General features: G+C 65.8%; 24 protein-coding genes and 2 rRNA genes. 16 read left to right on the forward strand and 10 right to left on the reverse strand.

From position 1 onward, the window contains the following. The 9 genes from I71_RS02175 to I71_RS02215 form a co-directional block, all read left to right on the forward strand. Positions 1–344, forward strand: a 23S ribosomal RNA gene (locus I71_RS02175); the annotation flags it as partial. Positions 345–492: 148 nt separating this feature from the next. Beyond that, positions 493–608, forward strand: a 5S ribosomal RNA gene (rrf, locus tag I71_RS02180). Between the two features lie 505 nt (positions 609–1,113). Continuing rightward, positions 1,114–1,869, forward strand: coding sequence for a class I SAM-dependent methyltransferase (locus I71_RS02185; RefSeq protein WP_042689680.1), 756 nt, complete (start codon positions 1,114–1,116; stop codon positions 1,867–1,869). Next, entirely contained in the window at positions 1,870–2,916 is a 1,047-nt protein-coding gene (locus I71_RS02190) for a sulfotransferase (protein ID WP_042689683.1), read from the forward strand. It abuts the gene before it with no gap. Positions 2,917–3,015: 99 nt separating this feature from the next. Then, positions 3,016–4,758 carry a B12-binding domain-containing radical SAM protein gene (locus I71_RS02195; protein WP_083896923.1) on the forward strand — a complete coding sequence of 581 codons (1,743 nt, stop codon included), beginning with the start codon at positions 3,016–3,018 and terminating at the stop codon, positions 4,756–4,758. Then, positions 4,755–6,137, forward strand: coding sequence for a hypothetical protein (locus I71_RS02200; RefSeq protein ID WP_049975869.1), 1,383 nt, complete (start codon positions 4,755–4,757; stop codon positions 6,135–6,137). The genes I71_RS02195 and I71_RS02200 overlap by 4 nt, the downstream gene beginning before the upstream one ends. Continuing rightward, entirely contained in the window at positions 6,128–6,640 is a 513-nt protein-coding gene (locus I71_RS02205; RefSeq protein ID WP_049975870.1) for a rubrerythrin family protein, read from the forward strand. Before I71_RS02200 ends, I71_RS02205 begins: the two co-directional genes overlap by 10 nt. Then, entirely contained in the window at positions 6,621–8,618 is a 1,998-nt protein-coding gene (locus tag I71_RS02210; protein ID WP_042689687.1) for a methyltransferase domain-containing protein, read from the forward strand. The genes I71_RS02205 and I71_RS02210 overlap by 20 nt, the downstream gene beginning before the upstream one ends. Beyond that, the gene (locus I71_RS02215) at positions 8,615–9,565 is read left to right on the forward strand and encodes a dimethylarginine dimethylaminohydrolase family protein (RefSeq protein WP_042689692.1); all 951 of its coding nucleotides are present in this window, start codon (positions 8,615–8,617) and stop codon (positions 9,563–9,565) included. Before I71_RS02210 ends, I71_RS02215 begins: the two co-directional genes overlap by 4 nt. Positions 9,566–9,598: 33 nt before the next feature. Here the strand turns inward: I71_RS02215 and I71_RS02220 are convergent, their stop codons facing one another. The 4 genes from I71_RS02220 to I71_RS02235 all read right to left on the reverse strand — a co-directional run bounded on the left by I71_RS02220 (position 9,599) and on the right by I71_RS02235 (position 12,896). Beyond that, on the reverse strand, positions 9,599–9,955 hold the full coding sequence (locus I71_RS02220; RefSeq protein WP_042689694.1) for a 6-carboxytetrahydropterin synthase: 357 nt from the start codon (positions 9,953–9,955) through the stop codon (positions 9,599–9,601). Positions 9,956–10,029: 74 nt separating this feature from the next. Further along, the gene (locus I71_RS02225; protein ID WP_049975871.1) at positions 10,030–11,247 is read right to left on the reverse strand and encodes a UbiD family decarboxylase; all 1,218 of its coding nucleotides are present in this window, start codon (positions 11,245–11,247) and stop codon (positions 10,030–10,032) included. Beyond that, positions 11,232–11,723, reverse strand: coding sequence for a phosphoribosyltransferase (locus tag I71_RS34740; RefSeq protein WP_049975872.1), 492 nt, complete (start codon positions 11,721–11,723; stop codon positions 11,232–11,234). The genes I71_RS02225 and I71_RS34740 overlap by 16 nt, the downstream gene beginning before the upstream one ends. 15 nt (positions 11,724–11,738) lie before the next feature. Further along, complete coding sequence (locus I71_RS02235; protein WP_042689697.1) at positions 11,739–12,896, reverse strand: IMP dehydrogenase; 1,158 nt, start codon at positions 12,894–12,896, stop codon at positions 11,739–11,741. A 398-nt stretch (positions 12,897–13,294) separates the two neighbouring features. Here I71_RS02235 and I71_RS02240 point away from each other — a divergent pair, with 398 nt between their 5' ends. Together I71_RS02240 and I71_RS02245 are read left to right on the forward strand one after the other, a co-directional pair. Beyond that, the gene (locus I71_RS02240; protein ID WP_042689702.1) at positions 13,295–13,648 is read left to right on the forward strand and encodes a hypothetical protein; all 354 of its coding nucleotides are present in this window, start codon (positions 13,295–13,297) and stop codon (positions 13,646–13,648) included. Between the two features lie 83 nt (positions 13,649–13,731). Next, entirely contained in the window at positions 13,732–15,075 is a 1,344-nt protein-coding gene (locus I71_RS02245; protein ID WP_042689707.1) for a hypothetical protein, read from the forward strand. 30 nt (positions 15,076–15,105) lie between these two features. Here I71_RS02245 and I71_RS34745 read toward each other — a convergent pair whose 3' ends face one another. The 6 genes from I71_RS34745 to I71_RS37055 all read right to left on the reverse strand — a co-directional run bounded on the left by I71_RS34745 (position 15,106) and on the right by I71_RS37055 (position 19,724). Beyond that, entirely contained in the window at positions 15,106–15,867 is a 762-nt protein-coding gene (locus I71_RS34745; protein ID WP_049975873.1) for an HAD-IA family hydrolase, read from the reverse strand. Continuing rightward, the gene (locus tag I71_RS34750; protein ID WP_049975874.1) at positions 15,864–16,358 is read right to left on the reverse strand and encodes an 8-oxo-dGTP diphosphatase; all 495 of its coding nucleotides are present in this window, start codon (positions 16,356–16,358) and stop codon (positions 15,864–15,866) included. The genes I71_RS34745 and I71_RS34750 overlap by 4 nt, the downstream gene beginning before the upstream one ends. 137 nt (positions 16,359–16,495) lie before the next feature. Beyond that, a complete protein-coding gene (locus tag I71_RS02260; RefSeq protein ID WP_159107335.1) occupies positions 16,496–17,908 on the reverse strand; it encodes a sulfatase-like hydrolase/transferase in 1,413 nt (470 codons plus the stop codon). A gap of 20 nt (positions 17,909–17,928) precedes the next feature. After that, entirely contained in the window at positions 17,929–18,549 is a 621-nt protein-coding gene (locus I71_RS02265; RefSeq protein WP_042689715.1) for a 2'-5' RNA ligase family protein, read from the reverse strand. After that, on the reverse strand, positions 18,546–19,373 hold the full coding sequence (locus I71_RS02270) for a nucleotidyltransferase domain-containing protein (protein WP_159107336.1): 828 nt from the start codon (positions 19,371–19,373) through the stop codon (positions 18,546–18,548). Before I71_RS02270 ends, I71_RS02265 begins: the two co-directional genes overlap by 4 nt. Before the next feature lie 102 nt (positions 19,374–19,475). Continuing rightward, the gene (locus I71_RS37055; RefSeq protein ID WP_148294126.1) at positions 19,476–19,724 is read right to left on the reverse strand and encodes a hypothetical protein; all 249 of its coding nucleotides are present in this window, start codon (positions 19,722–19,724) and stop codon (positions 19,476–19,478) included. 36 nt (positions 19,725–19,760) lie between these two features. Between I71_RS37055 and queE the strand changes: the two genes are divergently transcribed. The 5 genes from queE to I71_RS02295 all read left to right on the forward strand — a co-directional run bounded on the left by queE (position 19,761) and on the right by I71_RS02295 (position 24,320). Continuing rightward, positions 19,761–20,396, forward strand: coding sequence for a 7-carboxy-7-deazaguanine synthase (gene queE / locus I71_RS02275; RefSeq protein ID WP_042689722.1), 636 nt, complete (start codon positions 19,761–19,763; stop codon positions 20,394–20,396). A 67-nt stretch (positions 20,397–20,463) separates the two neighbouring features. Beyond that, on the forward strand, positions 20,464–21,555 hold the full coding sequence (locus I71_RS02280) for an ABC transporter substrate-binding protein (protein ID WP_148294127.1): 1,092 nt from the start codon (positions 20,464–20,466) through the stop codon (positions 21,553–21,555). 20 nt (positions 21,556–21,575) lie between these two features. After that, on the forward strand, positions 21,576–22,334 hold the full coding sequence (locus tag I71_RS02285; protein WP_159107337.1) for an ABC transporter permease: 759 nt from the start codon (positions 21,576–21,578) through the stop codon (positions 22,332–22,334). Then, a complete protein-coding gene (locus I71_RS02290; protein WP_049975876.1) occupies positions 22,327–23,127 on the forward strand; it encodes an ABC transporter ATP-binding protein in 801 nt (266 codons plus the stop codon). The genes I71_RS02285 and I71_RS02290 overlap by 8 nt, the downstream gene beginning before the upstream one ends. Further along, a complete protein-coding gene (locus tag I71_RS02295; RefSeq protein ID WP_083896925.1) occupies positions 23,124–24,320 on the forward strand; it encodes a sulfatase in 1,197 nt (398 codons plus the stop codon). The genes I71_RS02290 and I71_RS02295 overlap by 4 nt, the downstream gene beginning before the upstream one ends. Positions 24,321–24,639 lie beyond the last annotated feature (319 nt).

The following is a 24,639-nucleotide window of genomic DNA, read 5'->3' on the forward strand; positions in this document are numbered from 1 at the left end:
GGTTCGGCTGTTCGCCGATTAAAGTGGTACGTGAGCTGGGTTTAGAACGTCGTGAGACAGTTCGGTCCCTATCTGCCGTGGGTGTCGGAGTTTTGCGAGGATCTGTCCCTAGTACGAGAGGACCGGGATGGACATACCTCTGGTGCACCGGTTGTCACGCCAGTGGCATGGCCGGGTAGCTAAGTATGGACGGGATAACCGCTGAAAGCATCTAAGCGGGAAACCCACCTCTAAACCAGAGCTCCCTTGAGAGCCGTGACAGACCATCACGTCGATAGGAGGCATGTGGACGGGCAGCAATGTCTGAAGCTAAGCCTTACTAATCGCTCGATCGGCTTGATCTCGACCCCACAAACCGCGCCATGCGCAGCAGCAAGCCTGCTCAAAACAGCAGCTTGACAGCATGCGCCGCAGTTCGATACTCCTCACATCACTTGCACTGAACAAGCATATGCGCTTTTGGGAATGAGCGTCGGTCTTATGCCTTGGTGACCTGGTGGTCATGGCGAGGTGTCAAACACCCGATCCCATCCCGAACTCGGCCGTGAAAAGCCTCCGCGCCAATGGTACTGCGTCTTAAGACGTGGGAGAGTAGGTCGCCGCCAGGTCACTCAGGCATAAGAGACGCTCAAACAAAACGCTCATGCTTGCATCTTCATCAAGCACACAGAAACGCCCCGGCTCCAAAAAGCCGGGGCGTTTCTGTTTTGCTCCTCGCGTCTGAAGTTTGAAGTGGACCCCGTTTCCCCGTCATCGGGTCCGTCCTTCTTCCTGGGCGAACCAAGCTTAGCCGACTGTCCGGGAAATGGGGGCCACTTCAAAAAGCATGAATGTCTTCAGGCGATTCCCATGCATTTCCCCCAGGTTCGCGACGACCTCAAACCTTCATCTGGTTGTATTTTTCTGTCAATAATATCGCATTTATGGCAAATTTCGCGGGATAATGCAACCTAAATGCATCCATATGCATTTTTTGTTTCCTAAAAACGTGTTTGACTGAAATATTTTATCTATGATAAAGAGATTTCATACGGCGAACTCAATTTTAGGTCAGTGGTCCCGTTTTCTTCTATCCTCATGCCGCGTTTTGCGGCTTCCGGAAAGGATCCCGCCATGCCTGATGCCGCACCAGCGCTGCAAAACGTGGTAGAGCACTTCACGGCCCGTGCTGGCCGCTATGACGGTTCTAGCCATTGGTGCAACGATCCCGCCCTGATGGAGCGCGTACTGGCGCTAGCCGCGCCGACGGCCGGTGATCGTGTCCTGGATGTTGCCTGCGGAACGGGCCTTGTTTCGAAAGCGTTCCGCCCGCTTGCTGGGGAGATAGTCGGTGTCGACATCACACCGGCGATGGCGTCTCAGGCCGCACCCTTCCTCGACTCCTTCGTTCTCGCTCAGGCTGAGGATTTACCCTTCGAGGATGGCGAGTTCGACATCACCGTCTGCCGCCAGGGAATTCAGTTCATGGACGCTGCCCCAGCCGCGTGTGAGATGGTTCGCGTGACACGCAAGGGCGGGCGTGTGCTCCTGGTCAACCTGTGCGCCTACGGTGAGGAGGACCGCGAGGAGTATTTCGAGATCCTGCGCCTGCGCAATCCGGTGCGGCGCAATTTCTTCCTGCCCGACGATCTGTCGGGCCTGCTCCGCGCCGCCGGCTGTCGCGAGGTGCAGGCTCACAACCATGTCAGCGAAGAGGATGTCGACCTCTGGTCGGACAACGGCGCCATCCCGGAAGCAAATCGGGAGCATATTCGCGCGCTCTACCGCGCCGCCTCGCCCGGCTTCCAAAAGCATCATGAGGTCCGCCTTGCCGGTGACGGAAGGATCGTCGACCGAATGCTGTTCACCATCGCGGTGGGGATCCCGTAAATGCCGGCGCTGTTCCCTGATGAACCGCCGAGTGACCCGATCTTCATCATCGGGACGGAGCGGTCAGGGTCCAACCTGCTTCGGCTCATCCTCAACGCCCATTCGGCGATCACGGTCCCGCACCCCCCGCATATCATGGCTTACTTCGCACCGCTCGAAGGGCTTTACGGCCTGTTGGAGGAGGATGCCAATTTCGTGCGACTGGCCGATGATGTGCTGACTCACGTCCAGCGCCACATCCATCCCTGGCCGATGATCCCGGACCGCGAAACGCTGATCCGCGATGCGCGTCCCCGCGATATCTTCGGCCTTTATGCCGGCATTTACGATCAGTACCGCGTGGCGACAGGCAAACGCCGTTGGGGGTGCAAAAGTACCTTCATGATCCATCACACCGATCGCATCCGGGCGCGCTATCCCGGTGCCCGGCTGATCTGGCTGGTCCGCGATCCGCGTGACGTCGCCCTCTCGTCCCGCAGCTCGGTCTTCAACCCGTTTCATCCCTTCTTCACGGCGCGCCTGTGGGCTGCCCAGCAGGGCCTCGGCCTGCGCCTGGAGGAAAGCCTCGCTCCGGCCAACCTGCTGCGCGTCCATTACGAAGCCCTGGTTACCGCCCCGACCACCGAGGTCGGTCGAATCTGCGACTTCATTGGCGAACGGTTTGAACCGACGATGCTGCGCTTCTTCGAGACCGACGACGCTCGCATGGCGGCCGGGCTGGCCGGCGACTGGCGCAACACCGTCCGGCCGATCCTGGCCGACAATGTTAGCAGGTTTCGCGGCCGGCTGTCGGCGCGCGACACCGCAGCGGTGGAGGCGGCAGCAGGGCCGGTGATGCGCCGGCTGGGTTACGAGCCGGTGTCGCCCGAAGGCGCCAGAATCTGGCCGGGGGTGGTTCGCCGGCTCCGCTACCGTCTTTCGAATGAGGTTCTCCGGCTGCTGGCGGAATGCCGCTCCCTGAGGGAGGACCGTAACCGTGGCCTGCGCTGGGCGCGGCGTGTCCGCATGGCGCTGCTTACGACCCGGCTCAGGCTCAGCCTACGTTGAAGCGTTTTGACGGCCATCGGGACACGCCGAGGCCGGCGACCACGGGTTTCCAGACGTTGCTTTCCGGCTTCGTGTAGCCGGCACAAGGGAGGTCGATCGATGCCGAAGACTGCCTCGTTGGCTCCGTTCCTCTACACCACCTCCAACACCCCCATGGACATTGCGCTAATGGATCGGATGCGCCAGCAGGACATCACGCCTGTCCGCACCGATCCGTCCCTGCCACGCTTCTCGATCGTTGTTGGGCCATCGCCCTTCAGCATGCCGCGGGGCTGGGAGTTCTTCCTGACCTCGCCCTACGAGGGGGTCACCTACATCGCCACGGTCGCGCACAATGCCGGTTATCCGGTACGGATCATCGACGTGCGCTACGAGTTGGACCCGGTGCGGGCCGCCTACGACCAGCTCATCGACTCCACGGACGTCGTCGGGATTGCTACCTTCGAGGACAATTTTCCGTTCGTCGAGCAGCTGACGGCGGCTATCAAGGCATCACGTCCCCGCCTTCCCATCATCCTCGGCGGGTCGCTGGTGACCTCCGTGCCCCATGTCTTCATGGAGCACACCGCTGCCGACGTCGCCGTCATCAGCGAGGGCGAGCTGACAATCCTGGAACTGCTGGACAGTTTCGCCTGCGGGCTGTGGCCGCGTAAGTTGTCAGAGATCAACGGGATCTGGTACCGAGACGCCGATGGCCGGGCGTGTGCCACCAGACCGCGCGGCCAGATGCCCGACCTCGACAGCCTTCCCCGCATGCGCCTTGACCTGTGGCCGCAATCCCAAGGGCCGGGCGGGCTTCAGCCGCAGATTATCGCCTCCTATAGCCGCGGCTGCAAGATGGACTGCTCGTTCTGCTACCGCACGACGCCGCAGGAACGGGTCAAGTCGCCCGAGGTGTTCGACCGCGACCTGCGGCACTTGCGCGAGCAGTACGGCACCGAGTTCATCTTTTTCGTCGATCTCACCTTCACCGCGCACAAGGCGCAGACACTGGGCTATCTCGATGTGCTCGACCAGCATGGTCTGTCCTGGACTTGCCTGACGCGCTGCGCCGATGTCGATCCCGAGGTGCTGGGACGGATGAAGGGGGCAGGCTGCGACATCATCCTGTTCGGGGTGGAATCGCTTGGCACCAACATCCTGAAGACGGCGCGCAAGGGCAATTCCGAAAACGTCACCAACCGGACCATGTGGCAGAGCTGGGACGCCGGCGTCCGTTTCAGCGGCCTGCTGATCCTCGGACTGCCCGGCGAGACCGAAGAGTCACTCGACCACGCGTGCCGATGGGCAGAGGAGCACAAGCACATCACGCGCGTGAAATACCTATCGGCCATGCCTGGCACGACCGTCTATCAGCAGGGCGTGCAGAGCGGCATCATCCGCAGCGAGGTCGACCATCTGCGCTGGCTCTCCATTGAGCAGGCCCTCGTCCAAGATGAATTCCTGAACTACAACGGCCTGCCCGAAGCGGTGATGCGGCGTTCCTACCAGCGGATATATGACAGCTACACGCCAGGACCGGTGCTGGATTTTCACCATTACCCGCAACATTTCCAGTACTTCTACCCGAACAACAATCCAGGAAACGCGCGCAACACCGATTACCGCGACTATCGTGGGGTGGGCGGTACGGACTGGCGTGCCGGTCACAGCTCGGCCGCACCATTGCTTCTGCCCGGATCCGAGGACTTCACGCTTGCGAAGGTCGGCTCCGACCGTCAGGCGGGTTTCAACCGCGCCACGCCGCGCCATGCTAACGGGCTGCCGGCGTCGATGACGGTGTCGAACGTCCTTGCTGCCACCGCCGGGGCTGGGACGGACGTTCCGGGCGTCGCCCCATGATCGCTGGCCGGCAACCGACCGTCCGGCTGCCGGAGCCGGGCGCCTTCCGGCGGGGCGTTCTGGCGCAGGTTCTGGAACGCGTCGATGCATCGTTCCGCCGGGGGCCTCCCGAACCCGTTGGCTTTCTTGAGGCGGTCCGTGCGGTGATCGTCGTCGCCAGTGCCTCGCGGTCCGGGTCGAGCCTGTTCGTAGAACTGCTCAAGGGTGCCGGCGGGCTTCTCCATCTGTCGGGTGAACTCAACCCCTTCCTGCGGTTGGCCGGGCTGGGATGGCCGGATTCCGGGTGCGATTCCGACACGCTCCATGCGGCCCATTGCACGGACGCGGCACTCCGCATCCTTCGGCAGCATCTCGCGGCGGAGGTTGGCTTCATCGGTGACGAGATCGATCCGGTTGCGCCGCTCGACGATGTATTCCTGGAGCGGCTGTATCGTCGGCTCTGCCTGCAATGGCCCTACGAGGCCTTCGCCATCGACTCGGTCAGGCGGTCGGCGCGGTGCGCGGTCGGCGCGGTGGCGTCGACCACTGGGCGACCCTTAGACTGGACACGCGACCTGTCGTCCTTCCATCTTTTCCTGCTTGCCGAGCTGAGGACCGCCCACCCGACGATCAACCCTTATTACTACGACCTCGACCGTTCGCTGATCGGCCGCATTTGGCCGGACCTGCCGGTGCCGTCGGGGCCACCGTCGCCGGTCGTCGTCGAGGAACCGCCCTTCGTGCTCATCCATCCCTGGCGGCGCTGCTCTGTCGCGGACCTGCGTGCGCGCGCCCTTGTCGTCAAGGCGCCAAGCAACGCCTACCGGCCGGATTTTCTGCGTCGGCTGTTCCCTTCCGCCAGCTTCCGCACCCTTCATCTGACCCGCAATCCGGCCGCCTCCATTAACGGCATCCATGATGGCTGGCGCCATTGGGGCTTCCACTCCCACTACATCGGATCGGAACTCCGGCTGCGGGGATACGCGAGGCCCGGCGAGCCTGATCATGGATGGTGGAAGTTCGACCTGCCGCCGGCTTGGCAGGCCTACCGCGAGGCGCCGCTGGAGCGCGTCTGCGGATTCCAGTGGTGCGCCGCCCATCAGGCGATTCTGCAGCGCTATGCGACAGAGGGCGGTGACCGCCTGCGTGTGCGTTTCGAGGATGTGCTGACCGGTTTTACGGCACGCCCCGACGACTTGCATATCCTGCGCGCCTGGGTCGGCGACGACGGCCTGCTGGCGCGGGGGCTTGGCGGCGTGCAGCCGGTGATGAGCACGCAACCGCCGCGGGCGGGTCGCTGGCGCGAAAAGACCGCGCTGCTGCGCGGTGTCCTGAACGAAGAGGCCGTCCGTCAGATGGCCTTGCAACTCGGCTACGAGGATGAGGCAGAATGGATCTAGGCAAGGAGGGGGAGCTGTCCGCAGCCGCCGCGCCGCAGGCGGCGGCCCGGCAATCGACCTTGGACAATCTGGTCGATGTCTTCGCCCGCGATGCGCAGACGTTCGTCCGCTACCGCTGTTTCGCCAGCACAGCGAAGCACGAGGGGTTGCCCGGCGCGGCCGCCCTGTTCGAACGGTTGGCCCAGGCCCAGGCCGTGGTGGTCGAGGGGCATTTCGATTTCCTCCGCCAACTCGGCGACCCGCTGACCAACCTGCCTGTCGGGGCGACGCAGGACAATCTGCGCGCGGCGCTCACCGCCGAGCGGGAGGAGGCGGAGGAACTCTGCCGAGCCGTCGCGACGGTGGCGGAGGCCGAGGGATTTCCGTCGGTCGCAAGCTGGTTCCATAGTGTGGCGGCGCTGAAGAGAAGCCACCTGTTGCGCATCGAAGGACTGCTGGCGGTTGCCGATGTCGCCGGCCGACCGGAAGAGGGAGGGTACGACCATGCCGCATCAGCAGATTGAATCGGGAGCGGAGACGCTCCCCTACGATGTCGACAGTATCGTCGTGCTGTCCGGTGTCGACGCCGTGCGCAAGCGGCCGGCGCTCTATGTTGGCTCGACGGGAGCCGAGGGACTTCACCATCTCGCCTTCGAGTTGGTCGAGAACGCGGTGGACGAATTCCTGGCGGGTGCCTGCCACGCAATCGACGTGGAGTTGTTCGAGGACGGCTCCTGCGCCGTGTCCGACGACGGCCGCGGCATTCCGGTGTCGCTCCACCCTGTGGAAGGGCGCCCGACCGTGGAGGTCCTGCTGACGCATCTTCATTCCGGGGGCAAGTTTTCGGGCACCGCCTACGGCTTCAGCGGTGGACTCCACGGCGTCGGCCTGACCTGCGTAAATGCGCTGTCGGAGTGGCTGGTGCTGGAGGTCTGGCGCGACGGCCGACTTTACCGCCAGGACTACCGACGCGGCCGGCCGGTCGAGCCGCTGCGCGATGCCGGCCCGGCAGTGCGGCGGGGGACACGCATCCAGGTCCGACCCGACCCGACGATCTTCACCGACGGGATGGGCTTCTCTCCCGGCTTCTCCTACGACCTTATCGCCGCTCGGCTGCGTGAGCTGGCATTCCTTAATCCCGGTTTGACCCTCAGGATCGCCGACGCGCGCGACGGCCGCCACGATACCTTCCGCTTCGCCGACGGCCTCCGGGGGCTGGTCCTCGACCTCAACCGCAACCGGCCAGCAGCCCTCCATGACGATCCGGTGGTCTGCCAGGGCGGCCGGAACGGCATCGGTGTCCAGATCGCCCTGCAATGGACCACCTCCTACGCGGACGAGATCATCAGCTTCGTGAACAGCGTCCGCACGGTCGAAGGTGGCTCGCATGTCGACGGTCTCAAACAGGCGCTGGCCCAGACCATCTCCGGGTATATGCGGTCGGCAGGTCTGTTGACGGAGGAGGAGCGGCACGAGGCTATCACCGCCGGTGACGTCCTGGAAGGGCTGACCGCGGTGTTGGCGGTCGAGCTGTCGGATGCCCAGTTCGCAAGCCAGACCAAGGCGCAACTGGTGACACGCGCGGTGTCGGGCGTGGTTGGGCAGGTTCTGGCCGAGGGGGCGGCCCGTTTCTTCGCCGAGCGGCCGGAGGCGGCGCGTGCCATCGCCGGTAAGGTGCTGGAGGCGCAGCGGACCCGGATCGCCGCCCGCCGCCCGAGCCTCGGCGTGCGCTATTTCCGGCAGGAGATGGCGCGGTCGCTCGAAGTCTACCGCAAGCAGTTCGGCACGCGCGCGAAGAACTGGCACGATTCCTGTGTCTGGCTGACCGACGGCGGGCTGCTCCAGGCCCATGTCGATATGCTCGACGTCGGACCGGAGGCGCGGATGCTCGATGTTTGCTGCGGCAGCGGCGTCGTCGGGGCATCCTTTGGAAACCGTGTCGCCCACAAGACCGGGCTGGACATCACGCCGGAGATGCGCGCTATGGCGCGGACACGGCTCGACGCCGTCGAGGAGGGGTCGGTCTACGCAATGCCCTTTCCCGATGCCTCCTTCGACGTTGTGGTTACCCGCGAGGTGTTGCACCTGCTACCCGATCCACAGCGGCCGCTGGGAGAGATCCTGCGCGTGCTGCGGCCGGGTGGCCAGTTCATCTTCGGCCAGACCGTGCCCTATGGGGCGGTCGACGCCGCTTGGTCCTTCCGCATCTTCAAGAAGAAGCAGCCTCTCTTCTGCAACAATTTTCTGGCGGAGGACCTGGACGTGTTGCTGGCGCGGGTCGGTTTCGAGCGGATCGCACGCACCGAACACCGGCTGTGGGAACCGATCGACCTGTGGATCGACACCCACGAGACGACCGCCCTGCACCGGCAGGAGATCCGCGAGCTTTACCACCATGCCCCCCTTGACGTTCGGGAGATCCACCCTTTTGAAATTGCCCCGGACGGTAGAATCCGGGATCTGTGGCGCTGGTGCGTTTTCTCAGCGAGGCGACCGCTATGACCGCCGGCCAGCCAGCCACTTATGGCGGCGCCGGTTGGCGGCCGCGCGGCGGTAGCCACCGGGAAGATGTTGCCGGCGGGCGGCTGTGGCACCGCTGCGGCGTCGCGTCGGAGGTGGCGCCTCTGGAAGAGGTCATGCTCGCCTGGCCCGATGGCTTGCTTCCTGGAGGGGGCGAGCCGAACGACTCGCTGTTCCTTGAATGGCCTGATCCGGAACGGCTGCGCTTCCAGGCGGTGGCCCTCCACGACTTCTATGAATCACAGGGCGTGCGCGTGCGCTGGGCGAAGGCCACCTCCGCGATGCCCAACTACCTGTTCCAGCGCGACCTGTTTTTTATGACGCCGGAAGGGGCGGTGCTGGCCCGGCCGGGGTCGGACCAGCGTGCGGGAGAGGCGCGCTGCGCGGCCTTGGCGCTTGCCGGTCTCGGTGTCCCCATCCTCGCCACCCCGCGGGGCGACGGGCTCTTCGAGGGGGCGGACGCGCTCTGGCTCGACCGGCGTACCGTGCTGATCGGTATCGGGTTGCGCACCAACGACGCCGGCGCGGCCTGCGTCGGCCGGCTGCTTCGCGACATGGGGATCGACGCTATTCCGATCCACCTGCCGCTGGGGGTGCAGCATCTACTGGGAGTGGTCAATTTCATCGACCGCAACCTTGCCGCGGTGCGCATCGCCAAGGCGTCGGGGGCGCTGCTCGACCGGCTTCGCGCGGCGTCGGTGGAGATCATTCACTGCGATGAGGGCGTGGAGACGACCGGGCGTTTCGCCATGAACTTTGTCACGTTGGCTCCGCGCCAAATCGTCATTCCGGCTGGCTGCCCATCCTTCCGTCAACGCCTGATCGACGCGGGCGTCCGGGTCTATGAGATGGACGTCAGTGAATACGGTAAGGGCGCCGGCGGCCTCGGCTGCCTGACCGGAATCCTCGCACGGCGGGACGCCGCCTGACCGGGGCGTCGCCGGGCCTCTCCCTGCCTTTTATCAGGCGCGGTACTCTGCCCAGGTCTTGGGCGTCTCGCTCACCCGCACGGCCGCTACCTCCGGCCAGCGGGCGTGGCACCAGGTGAAGAACCAGCGCGCCAACTCCTCCGCGGTCGTGCGGTCATGCCCCAGCACGTCGTTGAGATGCCGGTGGTCGACCGTCTCGTCCAGGAAGTGCTTGAAGTCGCCGAGATCGCGGTAATCACGGACGAAGCCCACCTCGTTCAGCTCAGGTGCGTACAGGACGACCTCGACCGTATAATTGTGCCCGTGCAGATTGCTGCAGGGATGGCTTGTCGGCAGCCCGCCGATCCGGTGGGAGGCGGAGAAGGCGAAGCTCTTGGTGATCGTGTACATGGTGTCCTCCCCGTGTTCTCACTTGCGTCCAGCCGTCTCTCTGCGTTGGCGGCGGTTCGGCATTCGCGCCAGTCTCAGTATTCGACCCAATCGTGGTGACGGTCATCCTCTGCCAGAATGCCGATCCGTTGCCCTTCCTGCTTGCCGCGCTTGGTGTAGGGCTCCGTCCGGGCGTGAAAGCTGAAGATCGATAGGGTGCGGTGCGCCTGCTCCAGGTTGCGGGCCACGATGAACAGCTTGGCCCGCCGGTTCGCGGCCATGGCTGCTTCCAGCAACGCAGGGTTCGGCCGCTCCGATTCGATAAGGACCGAGAATTCCCCGAACGCGTCCAACGGGAAGCGGACGCGGCCTACCGGGAAGCCCTGTCGGGCGAGGGCGGCCGACATGAGGATCTCGTTTTGCAGCTTCATCAGGGTCAGCCCGCTTTCCTTGCCGCAGAACAGCCCGAGGTAATGAGCGTCCGGGCGCCGCAGCACTGTCTCGACCCGGACCACCGGGCTGGAGGTTGGGGCCGCATAGTAGCCCTTGAATTCGCCGAAGGGTGCTTCCCGCCCGTTGTCCGCAGTGATGCGACCGAGGATCACGATCTCCGCGTCCGCCGGGACCGGGGGATGGCCGTCCCCGAAGTCGGCCAGGGTCAGCGTTTCCCCGGAGAGCCGTGCCGCCGCCCCGTGGCTGTCCAGTCCAGGCGGCAGCGCGGCGGCAGCGGCGAGGCTGGTTGCCGGATGTCCACCGTTGAACAGGCTGATCGGCGTCTCCTCGCCACGCTGCCGACAGCGCTCGACGATCGACCAGCCGTCGGTGCGCTGGTCAAGGAACAGCACCAGCCGGTACGGGCCGTCGACCAGCGCCCGATAATAACCGAGATTCACGGTTCCGTTGTCGGGATCGCGCAGCGCCGCCACAAAGGAGGTGAGGTAGGGGCCGGCCTCCCGTGGTTGGTGGCGCAGCACCGGCAGGTCGGTCAGCGCGCACTCCACGCTGGCCAGAAGGGGGCCGGTGACAAGGGTTCCGCTCTCCGGCGATTCCAGCCGCCGGGCCAGTCGACCTGCTGCGTCGCTGGTGTCCGGGAGGGCGAGTCGGGTCAGCAGGGCGCGTTCCGTGAACAGGTTCATCACCACCGGCAGAACGGACCGCCGCTTTTCCCCCCCAATGGTGACGTTGCGGAAGAGGAAGGTCGGCTCCCAGCCGTGGCGGCGGATCCAGGAGGCGACATAGCCGGTAACGCCGAGGTCGGCCGCCAGCTGCCGGTCGACCAGGAACAGCTTGGCGGCGTTCAGGGCTTGGCGCATGCGTCCTCCTCCTGCGGGTGGTGCTCCCAGGGAAAAGCGACCCAGCCGTGGACGCTTGCCGCGACATGCTCGGCCAGAGCGGCGAGGTCGCGTGTTCCCAGGTTGTCCTGGTTGACGACCAGGGCGACGCAGGTCATCGCCCGAGCCCGCGGGGTCAGCCACCGCCGTGCCATCGCCATCGTCTCCCCCGATCCGACGATGTCATCGACGACGAGCAAGCGGCGCCCGTCGAGGAGGCCCTCGTTCAGCACGCCGCGCATCTCCGGTGGGCGTTTAGGGGCGTTGGCGCCCTCGGTGGCGGTGCGCGGGATGTCGAGGATGGCGAAGTCGCGCACGCCCAGACGGTGTGACAGCATTACCGCCGGGATCAGGCCGGAGCGCGAAATCCCGACCACGCTGTCGAACGGCCGCTCGCGCAGGGACTCGGCCAGGAGGTCGATCAGCCCATCGATTTCCGCCCAGGAAAAGATGTGCATCGGACGGCCCTCCACTCAGCCAGCCGCGTCGCGCGCGAAGTCGAGCGCGAGCTGGGGCGCTCGGCCGAGCACATGCGGTCCGTTCTCCGCCCGCCCCGCCGCGGTGATGCGGATGAAGCGGGCCTTCATCCGCAGTTCGTCCAGCGACAGCGCACCACTGTAGCTACAGCCAGATGCGACGCCGCCCATCAGCTGGAGCAGCGTATCGGCGACCGGACCGGTCGCCTGGAACGTCGCCTCGACTCCCTCGGGGACGTAGCGCCGCAACTCGTCGGCGTTGACCGGCTCACCCGTCAACCGCTTCTGCATGAGCGCCATGCCGAAGGTGACGAAGCCCGTGGTGGTCTTCACCATCCGTCCGTCCGCCTCGACGGGCAGGGCGGAGCTTTCATTGGCACCGGCCAGCAGGGAACCGAGCATCACCGTCTCGGCCCCCGCGGCCAGCGCCTTCACGATGTCACCCGAACTGCGGATGCCTCCGTCGGCAATGACGGGCACGCCATGAGGGCGGGCGGCCTGAGCGCAGGCGAAGATTGCCGTCAATTGGGGAACCCCGGCGGCGGTGACAAGGCGCGTGGTGCAGACCCCACCTGGGCCGATGCCAACCTTGACCGCGTCGGCGCCCGCCTCTATGAGGTCGGTGGTCCCCGCCGCCGTTGCGACGTTGCCAGCGACGATGGGGGTGTCGGGAAAGGCGGCCTTCAGCGCGACCACTGTTTCCAGAGTGTGGTCGGCATGGCCGTGGGCGACATCGACGACCAGCAGGTCGACACCGGCGGCAACCAGCCGCTCCGCGCGTTCGCTTGCATCGCGCGCCACGCCGACCGATGCCCCGACCCGCGGGCGACCGGCGGCGTCGATCGTCGCCTGTGGCCAGCGCTCCGGGTCGAGCCGGGTTCCCTTCACTTTGTGAACCTCCTCCACCTCCTCCGCAATGGTCGCCACCCGGTGAATGAAGCCGATTCCGCCGGACGCGGCCATGGCCACGGCCATTGCCGCACCGGTACACCAGGCCGTGTTCGCCGACACCACCGGGCAGGTCAGCCGGATGTTCCGGGTCAGGCGGGCTGACAGGTTGACATCCTGGCGGCTGCGCGCGCGTGTCCGCTGCGGTTCCAGAAGGACGTCATCGAAGGACAGTGCAGTTGAGAAAGAGGCTTCGAGATCTATCACGGGACCCTCCAGGGGTGACCGGCGCGCGGGATCACATAGGCGCTTTTGCAACCGTTACACCATAATTGATACGTACTACAAGACATAAAATATTATTTCATGCATCAATAACCCTCATCCGTTGCAAAACATAAAGACAGGGTGTATATAGTCCTCGACCTTGTTTCGAATAGGATCAAGGTAGTGCCGAGGTTACGATTGTAGGCATTTCCTTAACGCCCCCCAAAAACGGGGATGCGCTTTGCTTGCGTTTGCTGCTAGTCATGATTTTTCCATAACTCTCTCTGTTTTAAATTAAAAAACTCGAGCATAGCGTCGGAATCCGGCCTCGTAATCGGAAATCTCGGTGCGTTTGCTTTGTAAATCCCGAATGTTATGGTTCAATAAGGAGGTGAAGCATGACTGATTACTTTTCCCGGCGCGCCAAAGCGCTGAAGAGCGTCAATGATACCTTCTCCAAGCTGAAGAGTGCGGTCGAGGCTGAAGTCGCGGCCGGCGCCACGTCGCTGGAAGTTGCCGAGGTCGCCCAGAAGGTCGGCATCAGCATCGCCGAGCGGGACCTCGGCGCCCTCGGCATCCCGCCAGTGGTGGACGTCCTGACCTTCGTGCCCTGGAACGTCTGGTTCCCCTGGCAGGCCCTCTACGATCACTATCTGGGCGAGGTTCTGCCGGCGAGTCCCGCTGTGGCGTCTAAGCGAGCCGCCGCCGCGGGTAGGACTCTGGCGGCTGCCGTCAGTGTTCCCATGCCTTGACCGCGGGCGGGCCGGGGCTTGCCGTCCCGGCCCGCACCACGTCGCAAAGGCCGATTTCGGGTCCATGTTCCGGGAGCATGCCAATGGCGGATGGCCATAATCACGCCTCGCCGCTCATGCGTGAGCGGCTGGAGGGGTTGCGGCAAACTTGGCGTTATGCGCTTGCGCATTCCCCCTATTATCGCGACCGTCTGCCCCGTATCGATCCCGACCGGATCACCGCCGGGGATCTCGCCGCCGTCCCGGTGTGCAGCCGGCAAGACCTCGCCGACCAACCAATGGCCTTTCGCTGCGAAACGGGGATTCCCGCCTTCACGGTCTTCACCGGCGGGACGTCCGGCCAGCCCCGCATCATCTTCGGGACTGAGGAGGAACTGGACGCCCGCCAGCCGCCGCGGGAGTCCGCTCCCGGCGCGGAGCCGGCGATGCTGGTCCTCGCCACCGACGCCGGCCATCATGGCTTCGTTCCATTGGTGCCCGGCCGGCGTGGCTGCTTCCAGGTCCCGCTGCGCAACCGCAAGAACTACCGTTGGGCGCTCGACCTGCTCGCCGGCTCCTACGACTTCGTCGGCTACGGACCACGCATCACGCTCGCCATGCTGCCGCTACCGGCAGTCAAGAAGCTGGTTCATTACGTGCTGGAGCAGGGGAGTGACGTCTCGCGCCTCGCGCTCGAATACATCGGCACCTACGCCTGGTATCTATCACCCAACTGGCGCCGGTTCATCGAGAGCACGTTGAACGTGACGCTTCTCAACCATTTCGGTTTTTCGGAGATCCCGATCGCGGTGGCACGGGAATGCTTGGTCTGCGGGGCGTTCCACTATGGGCCGCAGGTGATGTGGAACATCGCTGACCCACTCACCGGGGATATCCTGCCGGCCGGTGTCGGCAAGCTCCAGGCGACCTCCCTCTATCCCTACACCCGCGATCATATCATTTTCCGCTACGAGCCAGGTGACCTTGTCGAGGTCGGGGACTATTGCTCCGAGGCAGGGGAGGCCGGCTTCTATTTTCGCGGACGGGTCGAACACAGCGTCGTCCTGCCGGACGGGGATGGGCGGCGCCAGTGGCTGTTGTTCCCAGTCGACGTCCAGCGTCATCTCGACTTCGACCCCACAGTCGCGCGGATGGAGGAAGCGCGCTTTACCGGCGTGACGAGCACGGGTGACGATTCCTTCGCCAAATGGTGCATCCTGCGGTCGAACCGCTCCGACGGCCGCCCGGTGATCACCGTGGTCGTCGAGATGAAATACAGTCCTGCGCTGTTTCGTGCGGAATGGAACCGCTTCAGCGGCCACCTGAGGGCAGCGCTGCTGGCCGAGCGCCCTCCGCTGCGCACCTTCGTCGAGTCGGGCCTGGCCGACCTTGTCATCGAGGGGCGACCACCGGGAGGTCTGCCCGATGAGCAGGTGTTCCAGTGCTGAGCGGAGGCGCTCCAGGCGAATGGCACCGGTTCACCGGGTGCCGAGTCCGTTCCATCCCGTAAGGACGGGCACCATCCCTCCGCCGTCCGCTTGTCCCGCGGGGGGGGCCGGGTGAAACCATACGGCCGGAATGCCGCAGGCGCCGGCGCCGTGCACGTCGTCCTCCAGGCTGTCGCCCACAACCACTGCGTCCGCCGGGACGGCGCCGAAATGCGAAAGGGCGGCTCGGAAGATGGCGGCATCGGGTTTGGCGACGCCGAAGGGCGCCGAGGCGATGACAAGATCGAATCGGTCGGCGAGTCCAAACCCCCGCAGCAGCCCAAAGAGCCGCGAATCCCAGTTGGAGACGACCGCCAACCGGCGCCCGCCATCGGCAAGCCGGACCAGGGCTTCCGCGACACCGGGAAAGAGGCGCCAGTGGTCCGAATCGCCGTGGATGGCGAAGAAGCCGTCCAGAAAGGCCGTGGTGTCACCGCCCCCGATCCAGCCCCCGTCAATTTGCCCGCTACCGGCCCGGTCGAGCACGGCGCGGCCGAGCCGATCCCAGCGGGCACGGTCCTCGCGCGGGGTGGTCGGCCCGCTCAGCGGATGCTCCCGGCGCTCTTCCGCCCAACAGGCGCGGAAGACCGTTTCCAGCCGGTCGGCTGGCAGGTCCAGCCCGGCCGCCGCCGCCGCCTCGCGGATCAGGGAGCCCATAGCCGCCCGCGGGTGGAACAGGGTTCCCGCGGCGTCGACCAGCACCAGCCGGGCGGTGTGGATGAGGGCGACGGCGTTGGCGTCGGTTCTGGTCATGGGGAGGGATGCTCGATCACGTCCACGAGGGCGAGGTCGTCGTCGTAGCGGAAGGTCGCGTGATAGACGCCCGGTGCCGAACCGAGTACATGCGGCAGGAAGATGCGGTCCGATTCCGGAAGCAGCAGGTTGCCGAGGTCGCCGGGCGCCCACCAACTGAGTTCGCCTTCGCGCCCGTCCCCGGCCACGGCGCCGGACAGCGCGTGGGCGCGGAACAGGAAGATCAGCCATTGCCAATCGGGTCGCGTCGAGACCTCGCGTACGATACCACGTAGGCTGAGTGCTCCGGCCAGCAGACCGGTTTCCTCCTGCAATTCGCGTCGGGCGCCGTCATAGGGCGATTCATGGGACTCCACCTTGCCGCCCGGTGCCACCCAATGGCCGGCGAACGGCGGCCGGCGCCGTTTCATCAGCAGCATCTTCCCGTCCCGCACGACGTAGACAAGCGTCACCAGGACGGGAGGCATCGCAGTGTGATTGATCTCCATCATCGTCGGTCGTCCCCTCGCAGTCGTACCGCGCGCCCCGATGTGTCATACTGGCGGCGCGTGATCACATCCGTGGAGCAGCGGCACCTGCAAAACCCGACAGATCAATGCGATTGCCTTGATCGGGGTACGGATCCGCTTCAAACATGATAGCCCATCGCCGCCAGCCGGGCCCCGACCTCCGCGGGGACGCCTGACATTGCCTGGCCGTTCCGCCGCATGCGGTTGTAGGCATTCAGCATTTCGCCCAGGCTCTCCGCGACCTCGGGGGCGTCGCAGGGACTGTGGGCGCCGTCGCGCGCATAGCGCTCCAACCGCTTGGTGTAGGGCGCTCCGACGGAATCGTACCAGCGTTCAAGACGGCAGCCTCCGTCGATCACCACCTCGCGGGTCAAGGTGTGGGGCAGCGAGCCGGACTTGCGGTCGCGGCGCAACATGCGGTCCTGGTAGCTGACGTAGGCCGCGGTGTCCGCCACATAGGCCTGCGCGAAGGCTGGCCTCTCGGCGTAGGGGGCGCGGTCGAGCAGGGTAGGGGCGAGCGACACGCCGTCCATCCCCGCCGGGAACGGTCCTCCGAAACCCAGCAGTTCGGCCAGCGTGGGGGCTAGGTCGATGGTGCGGACGAGGCGCGCCGCGTGGCCCCGCGCGATGTCCGGTCCGTGCAGGATCAGCGGAACGGTCAGCACGCCGTCGGCCACCGTGTTGAAATGGCCGCAGGATTCCTCGTCATACTCTTCGCCGTGGTCGCCGAAGACGACGAGCAGGGTGCGCTGTCCGGCGAGGCGGTCTATCAGCCGTTCGAGGAAGGGGGCGAACACCCGGTCCAGGAAGAGGTCTATCCCCTCCAAGTAGAGGTCGAAGATCCGTGCATAGGCTTCTTCGCGGTAGAGGTGTTGAACGGCGTTCTTGTAGCGGACCAACAGGTCCAGATCCTCCGCATCGCGGTAGGTCTCGACCAGCCGGTCGGCAGCGGCTGGCGCGTGGCGTGGCAGCCCGGCCTCAAGATCGCGGACCTTGGCGCGGTAGGCATCGCCGCCGCTGCGCAGGTTGTGGAAGCCGTAGGGCAGGTGGATCCCGCCGAAATGGACGAAGCTGACACTGCGTCGAGCGGGATCGAGGGCGGCAAGGAACGCATCGTCGTCTTCGACGATATAAAGATCGGCGTCCCGGTCGAACCCGAGATGACGGCCGAGGATGATCGGGAAATCGACCTTGAACAGCGTGCGAAAACCATGTCGCCGCGCCGCTCCGAACAGCGTGCCGCCTCGGAGTCTGCGGTTGAAGAATTCGAAGACACCATGCCGTACAGGCCATTTTCCCGTGAACAGGCTGGCGTGAGAGGCCGAGGTGTAGGGGGCCGCGCTCTTGCAATTGCTGAAGAAAAAGCCCTCATCGGCGAGGTGTCGCAGCGCCTCCGCGCGGACGGTGCGCGTCAGGCCGTATTTGGCTGGCCATTGTGGGGCGGGGTGGAAGGGCAGGGCGTCGCTGCGCAGCGTGTCGAGGGAGATGAGGACGAGGTGGTCATACATCGGCGTTATCGGCGTTGTCGTCATCGCGCTCCGTCTCCCTGGTCTCATGGCGGTGAGGGGGTCCTGCCGGCAAGTGCCTTGCAAAAAAGCACCGGGCGCCGGAGCGTCAGCGTTGCCCCGACCGGCCAGGTTGGGGGCAAGGGCGGACCGGGGTTGGCGCACTCCGTGCCTGTGGGATCGGCTTCCGCCAGAACGGTGATGTGTGGGTGGTAGCCCGGTCCGACGAAGACCCCCGGCGTGAACCAGGGATAGCGGTCGCGGCAGGTGCGGAGGATCGCATCGTGCAGCGCGAGGAGCGCCGGCGACGGGGTGACCGAGGCGCACAGGTTCTGTGCCGTCCCGTCACGCGACAGGCGCTCGGGCGGTCCCAGCGTTATGTCAGCCGCCGCCGCCTCAAATTGACGCAGTGTCTGCCATAGGTCGAGGAGTTGCGTTCCGTTCATCCAACCCAGGTAGATCAGCGTCAGATGCGGTTCGAGCTGGAATTCGGCCGGCGCCTGCACTCCCCATTGCCGGCGCGCTCGGCGGATATCGGCCGCCAGGCTTGCAGGCAGGCGGAAGGCCAGCGCGGCCTCATACGTGCCGGCCGGGTCGATCCAGGACAGCACCGCGACGCCGGTGAGCGTCGGGTCTTCCGCGTCGCCGCCAGAGTCGCGGTCGATCATGGCGCGCCTTCCATGGACTGCCGCCACAATGGCTCACGGGCGAGCAGGTCGGCCATGCGGTCCAGCGCCGCTGGCGCGTCGGCCGCGCGCAGCGTCCGGTAGAGCGTCATCTGGGCGGCCAGCGCAGCCACCAGCCCGTGACGCCCGGGTACACCAGGATAGGTCCGGTGCAGCGATGCCAGATCATCGGAAGACAACAGGTCCTCCAACCAGCGGAATCCCTCCGCCTTCAACCCGCGACGGTGGCGAAGAACGGGAACCAACACGTTCCGTCGCATGACGTCGAGCGCATCGGTGGCCTCCATCAGCTCGCCACGGGCGATTTTGGTGAAGCTGTACCAGCACCAGCCTGTGAATTTCTCATCGAGTTCCGCCTCGTCGATTGGCTCCGCCGTGGCGTCGCTTCCCGGCGTCCCCGTCGCGATGCCGGACGGGTCGTGGATGACGCGGTAGCCCGCCAGCTGGCCGATCGCGCCCTGTGGAAGCACCATGCAATCGACCTTCACCACCTCTCCATCTATCTCGCAAAAGGTGACGATCAGGTTCGGCAGCCCGATGTGGTTGGCCGGGAACTGGGACAACCGTCTGCCGATCGCACCAAGCCGCCCGGCCACCCAGCTGCACAACGGGCCAGGGTCGGTTCCAGGGGCGGCGAGGACGGCGAAGTCAAGGTCGGAGAAACGGTCGACCGTTCCTCGTGCCAGTGATCCGCCGACCGCGATCGCCATGTCTTCGCGCGACGTTAGCTCGGTCATAGACCGTCGAAACCCTGATAAAAGCACCGGCCAGGGCCTCAGAAGCCCAGTAATGCTGTCGAGTTCCATGGAGTTCGCCATCCGATCAATGCATCCATATGTAATCACCGGAACGATAGTGACTTGCAATGAACGCTACCATTTGTTTATATCATTGAACGTGACCAGGGTTTAGGGGAAATGTGATAGCGCACGATGCATTTTTTGATTGCGCGTGCGGTCCCGGGTATGGCTTGGGGAATGGGGAGTGGTCGGCTGCGGCGACATCTTGAAAACCAATGCCGTTCTGATGCGTTCGACGATGCTGTCGGGCATGTCTTTGGTCTTCTTGCAATCAAGGCCAACGTGGCGGCCTGCCGGGGTAGCGCGGTGACGGTCAACGGGATGGTCGGCTTCTCTGACCTCAAGATCGAGCGCCAAAGGCGCTGGTCCCGGTCCATGGCAGTGTGAGGAAGCATGAGCTACTCCATCAAGGAGCTGTTCTACACCTTGCAGGGAGAGGGCGCGCAGGCTGGTCGGCCGGCGGTCTTCTGTCGGTTCTCCGGATGTAACCTGTGGTCCGGTTTGGAGCGGGACCGGTCAACCGCCCGCTGCCGCTTCTGCGATACCGATTTCGTCGGCATGGACGGGCCGGGCGGTGGCCGCTACCCTGACGCGCCGACGCTGGCCGCGGCTGTGGCGGCCCTTTGGCCGGCGGACAGCGGCGGGAAGCCTTTGGTCGTCTGCACCGGAGGGGAACCCCTGCTGCAACTCGACGGGCCGCTGATCGAGGCCCTGCACGCGCAAGGCTTCGCAGTGGCTGTCGAGAGCAACGGGACGCAGCCGGCACCGGCCGGTCTCGACTGGTTGTGCGTTAGCCCAAAGGCCGGGGCGCCGCTGGTGACGGTGCGTGGGGACGAACTTAAGCTGGTCTACCCACAGGACGGTCTGGATCCGGCGGGATTCCTCAACCTTGATTTCCGCCACTTCATCCTTCAGCCCAAGGACGATGGCGAGCGTGCAGCTAACCTTCGCCTTACGGTGGCATACTGCCTCGACCACCCGCGCTGGCGGCTCGGCCTGCAAATGCATAAAGCCATCGGGCTGCCTTGACGCGCGGCGGGCTGCCCCTGGCGGGGCGCACGAGAGACGGGGCAAGAGATCCAGGAGAAAAAACCGAGTGGCCAAGCGTAGACTGTCACCACCGACGCGCGAAAGCGCCGGCCACGCCCCCCTGTGGCGTATTGCGCTGCTGGCTCTTGGGCTGGCGCTTGCCGGCGCGCTCCAGCCCGCGTCGGCCGATCCGCTGCGGTTGGGTTGGCAGGAGTCCTGGGCTACTCAGGGACAGTTGGTAATGGGGCTGAAGCACAGCGACATCATGGAGCGGCTTGGCCTCGATCTGGCTTTCGTCGGTTTTTCCTATGGGGCACCGCTGAACAGCGCGGCGATGGCCAACGAGGTCGACGTCCTGCTGACTGCCGACCAGCCGGCGCTGACCCTGCTTGCCAACCGCCCCGGCTTCAGGATCGTGGCGCGGCTGATGCACAACCGGGCCTGCCTCTACGTTCCCCCCGCCTCGGCCATCACGGCGCTGTCGCAGCTGGCTGGCCGCAACGTCATGGGGCCGGTCGGGGCGGCGGCCGAACGGGTGGCCATCACCGCCCTCGCCGGGGCAGGCGTCACCACGGACTCGGTGCGCTTCGGCAACCTCGACATGGCGCAGCAGACGGCGTTCCTGCGGCGGTCGGCTGGGCAGTCGTCCTGGAACGGCGTCGATGCCCTCTACGGCTTCGACCCATTCCCCGCGCTGTTCGAGAAAAGCGACCTCGCACGCATCCTTGCTTGTGGCCGGATCCTTTCCGTGGTCGTTGCGTCCGACCGTGCGCTTGAAAGGCGGCGTGCCGATGTCGAGCGCTTTCTCACCGGGCTGGCATTGAGCTGGTGGGTCTATGCGCAGCACCCTTGGTGGGCGAACGCTTGGTTTGCTGCCGAATCCCAGCTCGAGGTCGGCAACGCAGCGCTCGATGCCGCCGCCGCGGTGGAGCCGAACCGGGCGGCCGCGCGCTTCGAGGCTATAAGGCTGGACCTCACCGGGGAGGATGAGACGATGCTCGCCGCAGCGGCGTCCTTCCTGCGTGAGCGGGGAACGCTCCGCCAGCCGCTTGATGTGGCGGCGCTGATCGATCGCTCCCTTCTGCGCGAGGCGTTGTCCCGCCCCGACCTCCCGGCGCTCGCCCGGCGGGTCGGGCCGCGGGACGACCCGCCGCGCTGAGGCCGCCACCGATGCTGGCGATGCTCGCCCGACAGGTGTGGCCGCTGCTCGGCTGTGCGCTCCTCGTCGTGCTTTGGGCGCTTGCGGCCCGCGGTGCGCCGACGCTGCTGCCGCCGCCCGGCGACGTCGCGCTTGCCCTGGTCGATCTGGCGCAGCAGGGGCGGCTCGCGGCCGACGCCTGGGCCAGCGTCAGCCGCGTGCTGATGGGGCTGGCCGTCGCCGTCGCGGCGACCCTGGTCCTGGCGGTTCCGGCCGCGGTCTGGCCAGCCTTCGGCGCCGTCGCCTCCGGGCCGATCGAGTTGGTCCGCCCGGTCCCTCCGATCGCCTGGGTGCCGCTGGCCATCATGGCCTTCGGCGTCGGAACAGGAGCCGCCGTGGCCATCGTCGCGCTCGGCGCTTTCCTTCCCTTGTGGCTCGCCACCGCCAAGGGGCTGCGGCTGGTCCGCCGGTCGCATCTCCTGGCTGCGCGCAGCCTGGGCGCTGGCTGGCGCCTCCTGCTGACCGACGTGGCCGTGCCGTCGGTGCTGCCGCATTTTCTGCACGGGTTGCGCCTTGGCGTCGGCCTTGGCTGGTTCAGCGTGGTCGCGGCGGAGATGATGGGGGTGCCGAGCGGGCTTGGCCAGGGCGTGCAGCGGTTCAGTCTGAACCTGGAGATGGCCCGGCTCTATGCCTACATCGTTGCGGTCGGTGCCATTGGCTTTGCCTGGAATGCCCTGTTGTTGCCGCTGGAGGGGCGGGCGTGCCACTGGCTGACGGACGGAGGCCCCGGCCGTGGCTGACTGGCTGTCCGCTCGGAATGTCTCCTTCTGCTACGGGCGGCGGCTGCTGTTCGACAGGCTCTCGCTGACCGTTCCCAACCGCAGTCCGGTCCTGACCATCGTCGGGGCGAGCGGGATCGGCAAGTCCACCCTGCTTGCTCTGCTGGCCGGGCACCACCTGTCCGAGGGCACCGTCCTGCTGTGCGGGGAGCTGGTGACTGGGCCGTCGCCGCGCCGTCCGATGGTGTTCCAGGACCACAATCTGTTCCCCTGGATGACGGTCCTCGACAATGTCGTGTTCGGTTTGAAGTGCCTGGGAGTGCCGCCGCGCGAACGACGGGAGCGGGGCCGGGCGCTGCTGGCGCGGATGCGCCTCGACCATGTGCTGGAGGATTATCCGGCGACCCTGTCTGGGGGCATGCGCCAGCGGGTCGGCCTGGCCCGGGCGCTGGCGGTTGAGCCGGCATGCCTGCTGCTCGACGAGGCATTCCACGCCCTCGACGTCGCGAACCGGGAGCAGCTCCGGGACGAAGTGGTCGGGCTGGCTGCTACGACGGGCCTGCGCGCCGTCGCCGTCACCCACGACCTGGAGGAGGCGGTGGTTATGGGGACCTCCGTACTCGTCTTGCAGGGACCCGGCGAGGCCACCTCCCTCGACCTCACGGCGTTGCCCTGGCCGCGCCCTGAAGGCTGGCGCGACACACCGGCCTGCCGCGACGCGGTGGCGGTCCTGCGCCGTCTCATCACCGCAGCCCCGGCGGAGCGCCGCCGTCCGCTTCCGATGCCGTCCGACGCCTGGAGGGAAACCGAATGACCGCCCCAATGAACGTTAAGCGCATCCTTCTCGTCAGCTATGATTGTGTGCGGGCGGACGTCGCCTATCTGTCGGATATGGCCGGCGTCGCGGGGCTGGCGTCCCGGGGGGTGCGTTTCACCTTCGCCCACGCCTCGGCGCCGCTGACGCCGGTGAGCCACGCGACTGTGTTCACCGGGCTACAGCCCTACGGGCATAAGCTGCGCCATCTGTTCCGAGAGCGGCTCGACCCCAGGGCGGATACGCTCGCGGCCCTTCTCCAGCGTGCCGGCTTCCTGACCGCGGCGATCGTGTCCTGCCCTGGCTTGAACCGCTGGTACGGCTTCGACCGCGGGTTCGACCATTACGATGATTGGCTGCCGCCACTTGCCAGCGGCGAGGATGCGCTGTCCTTGAAGGATGTCAAATACCGCGGACTGGCATTGAAGCGGGCCAATCTGGTCGTCGCTCGCGCGCAGGAGTGGCTGTCTCGGCGGCGGACGGAAGACTCCTGGTTCCTGTTCGTCCATTTCTTCGACGCGCACTGGCCCTACGAGCCGCCGACAGTCCACGGGGCGTCGGCCAACCCCTATGAGGGAGAGGTCCGCTATGCCGACCATCATTTTCAGCGGCTTCTCGGCTGGTTGAGGGAGCGTAACTGGCTCGATGACACGCTGGTCGTCCTGTTCGGCGACCATGGCGAGGACCTCGCCGGTTGGTACCCCAACGACAAGTCCGGCGCGGGCAGCGACCATCCTGAGGAGGAGGGGCACGGCTGCTTGCTGTTCCAGCAGACCCAGCATGTGCCACTGGTCTTCTCCCACTCGGCCATCGCGCCACGCGACGTGGACGCACCGGTCGGTCTGGTCGACATCCTGCCGACCGTCGCGACGCTGGCCGGGGTGCCGCGGCCGCGCTCGCTCCACGGCGTCGATCTTTCCCCTGTGCTGGCGGGAGATGCCGGCCCATCGGCGCGCCCGCTCTACGCGGAGACCCTTTATCCGCGCGAACTGGTGGAGAACACCGGCGCCTTCCCGACCATCGAGAATTTGCAGGCGGTCTGGCTGGACCGCAGGCGGAAGGTCATCCTGCCCTTCGGTGCCCCCGGCCGGGCACGCGCCTATGACCTTGCCGACGACCCGCTTGAACTGCACCCCGTGCCCCTGGCGGAGTCAGGTTGGACGCTCCCGCCGGGCGCGCTGCCCGCCGACTGAACCGATGGTGTGGCTGCCCCCTATCCTCGGCATTGGAGTATGCCAGGATTGATCTTGCCCTGTTTCGGTGGACACCACAGCTAGAGTGTCGTGCCTGAAACAGGAATCGGAGTTTCGCCGAGACTTTGGTTGTGATTCACCGTCTTTGGAGGTGGATCATGGGGCGCGGCTATTCATCGGACCTCCGTGTCCGGATTTACGGAGAGATCGAGTAAGGTGGGTCGCGTCGGGCAGCGGCCCAGCGCTTCGGTGTAAGCGCAAGCACGAGCATACGCCTTGCGCAGAGGCGGCGACCGGCTCGCTGGAGCCGGCTCGGCAA

The organism is Azospirillum sp. B506, from assembly GCF_000333595.1.
GTDB lineage: Bacteria > Pseudomonadota > Alphaproteobacteria > Azospirillales > Azospirillaceae > Azospirillum.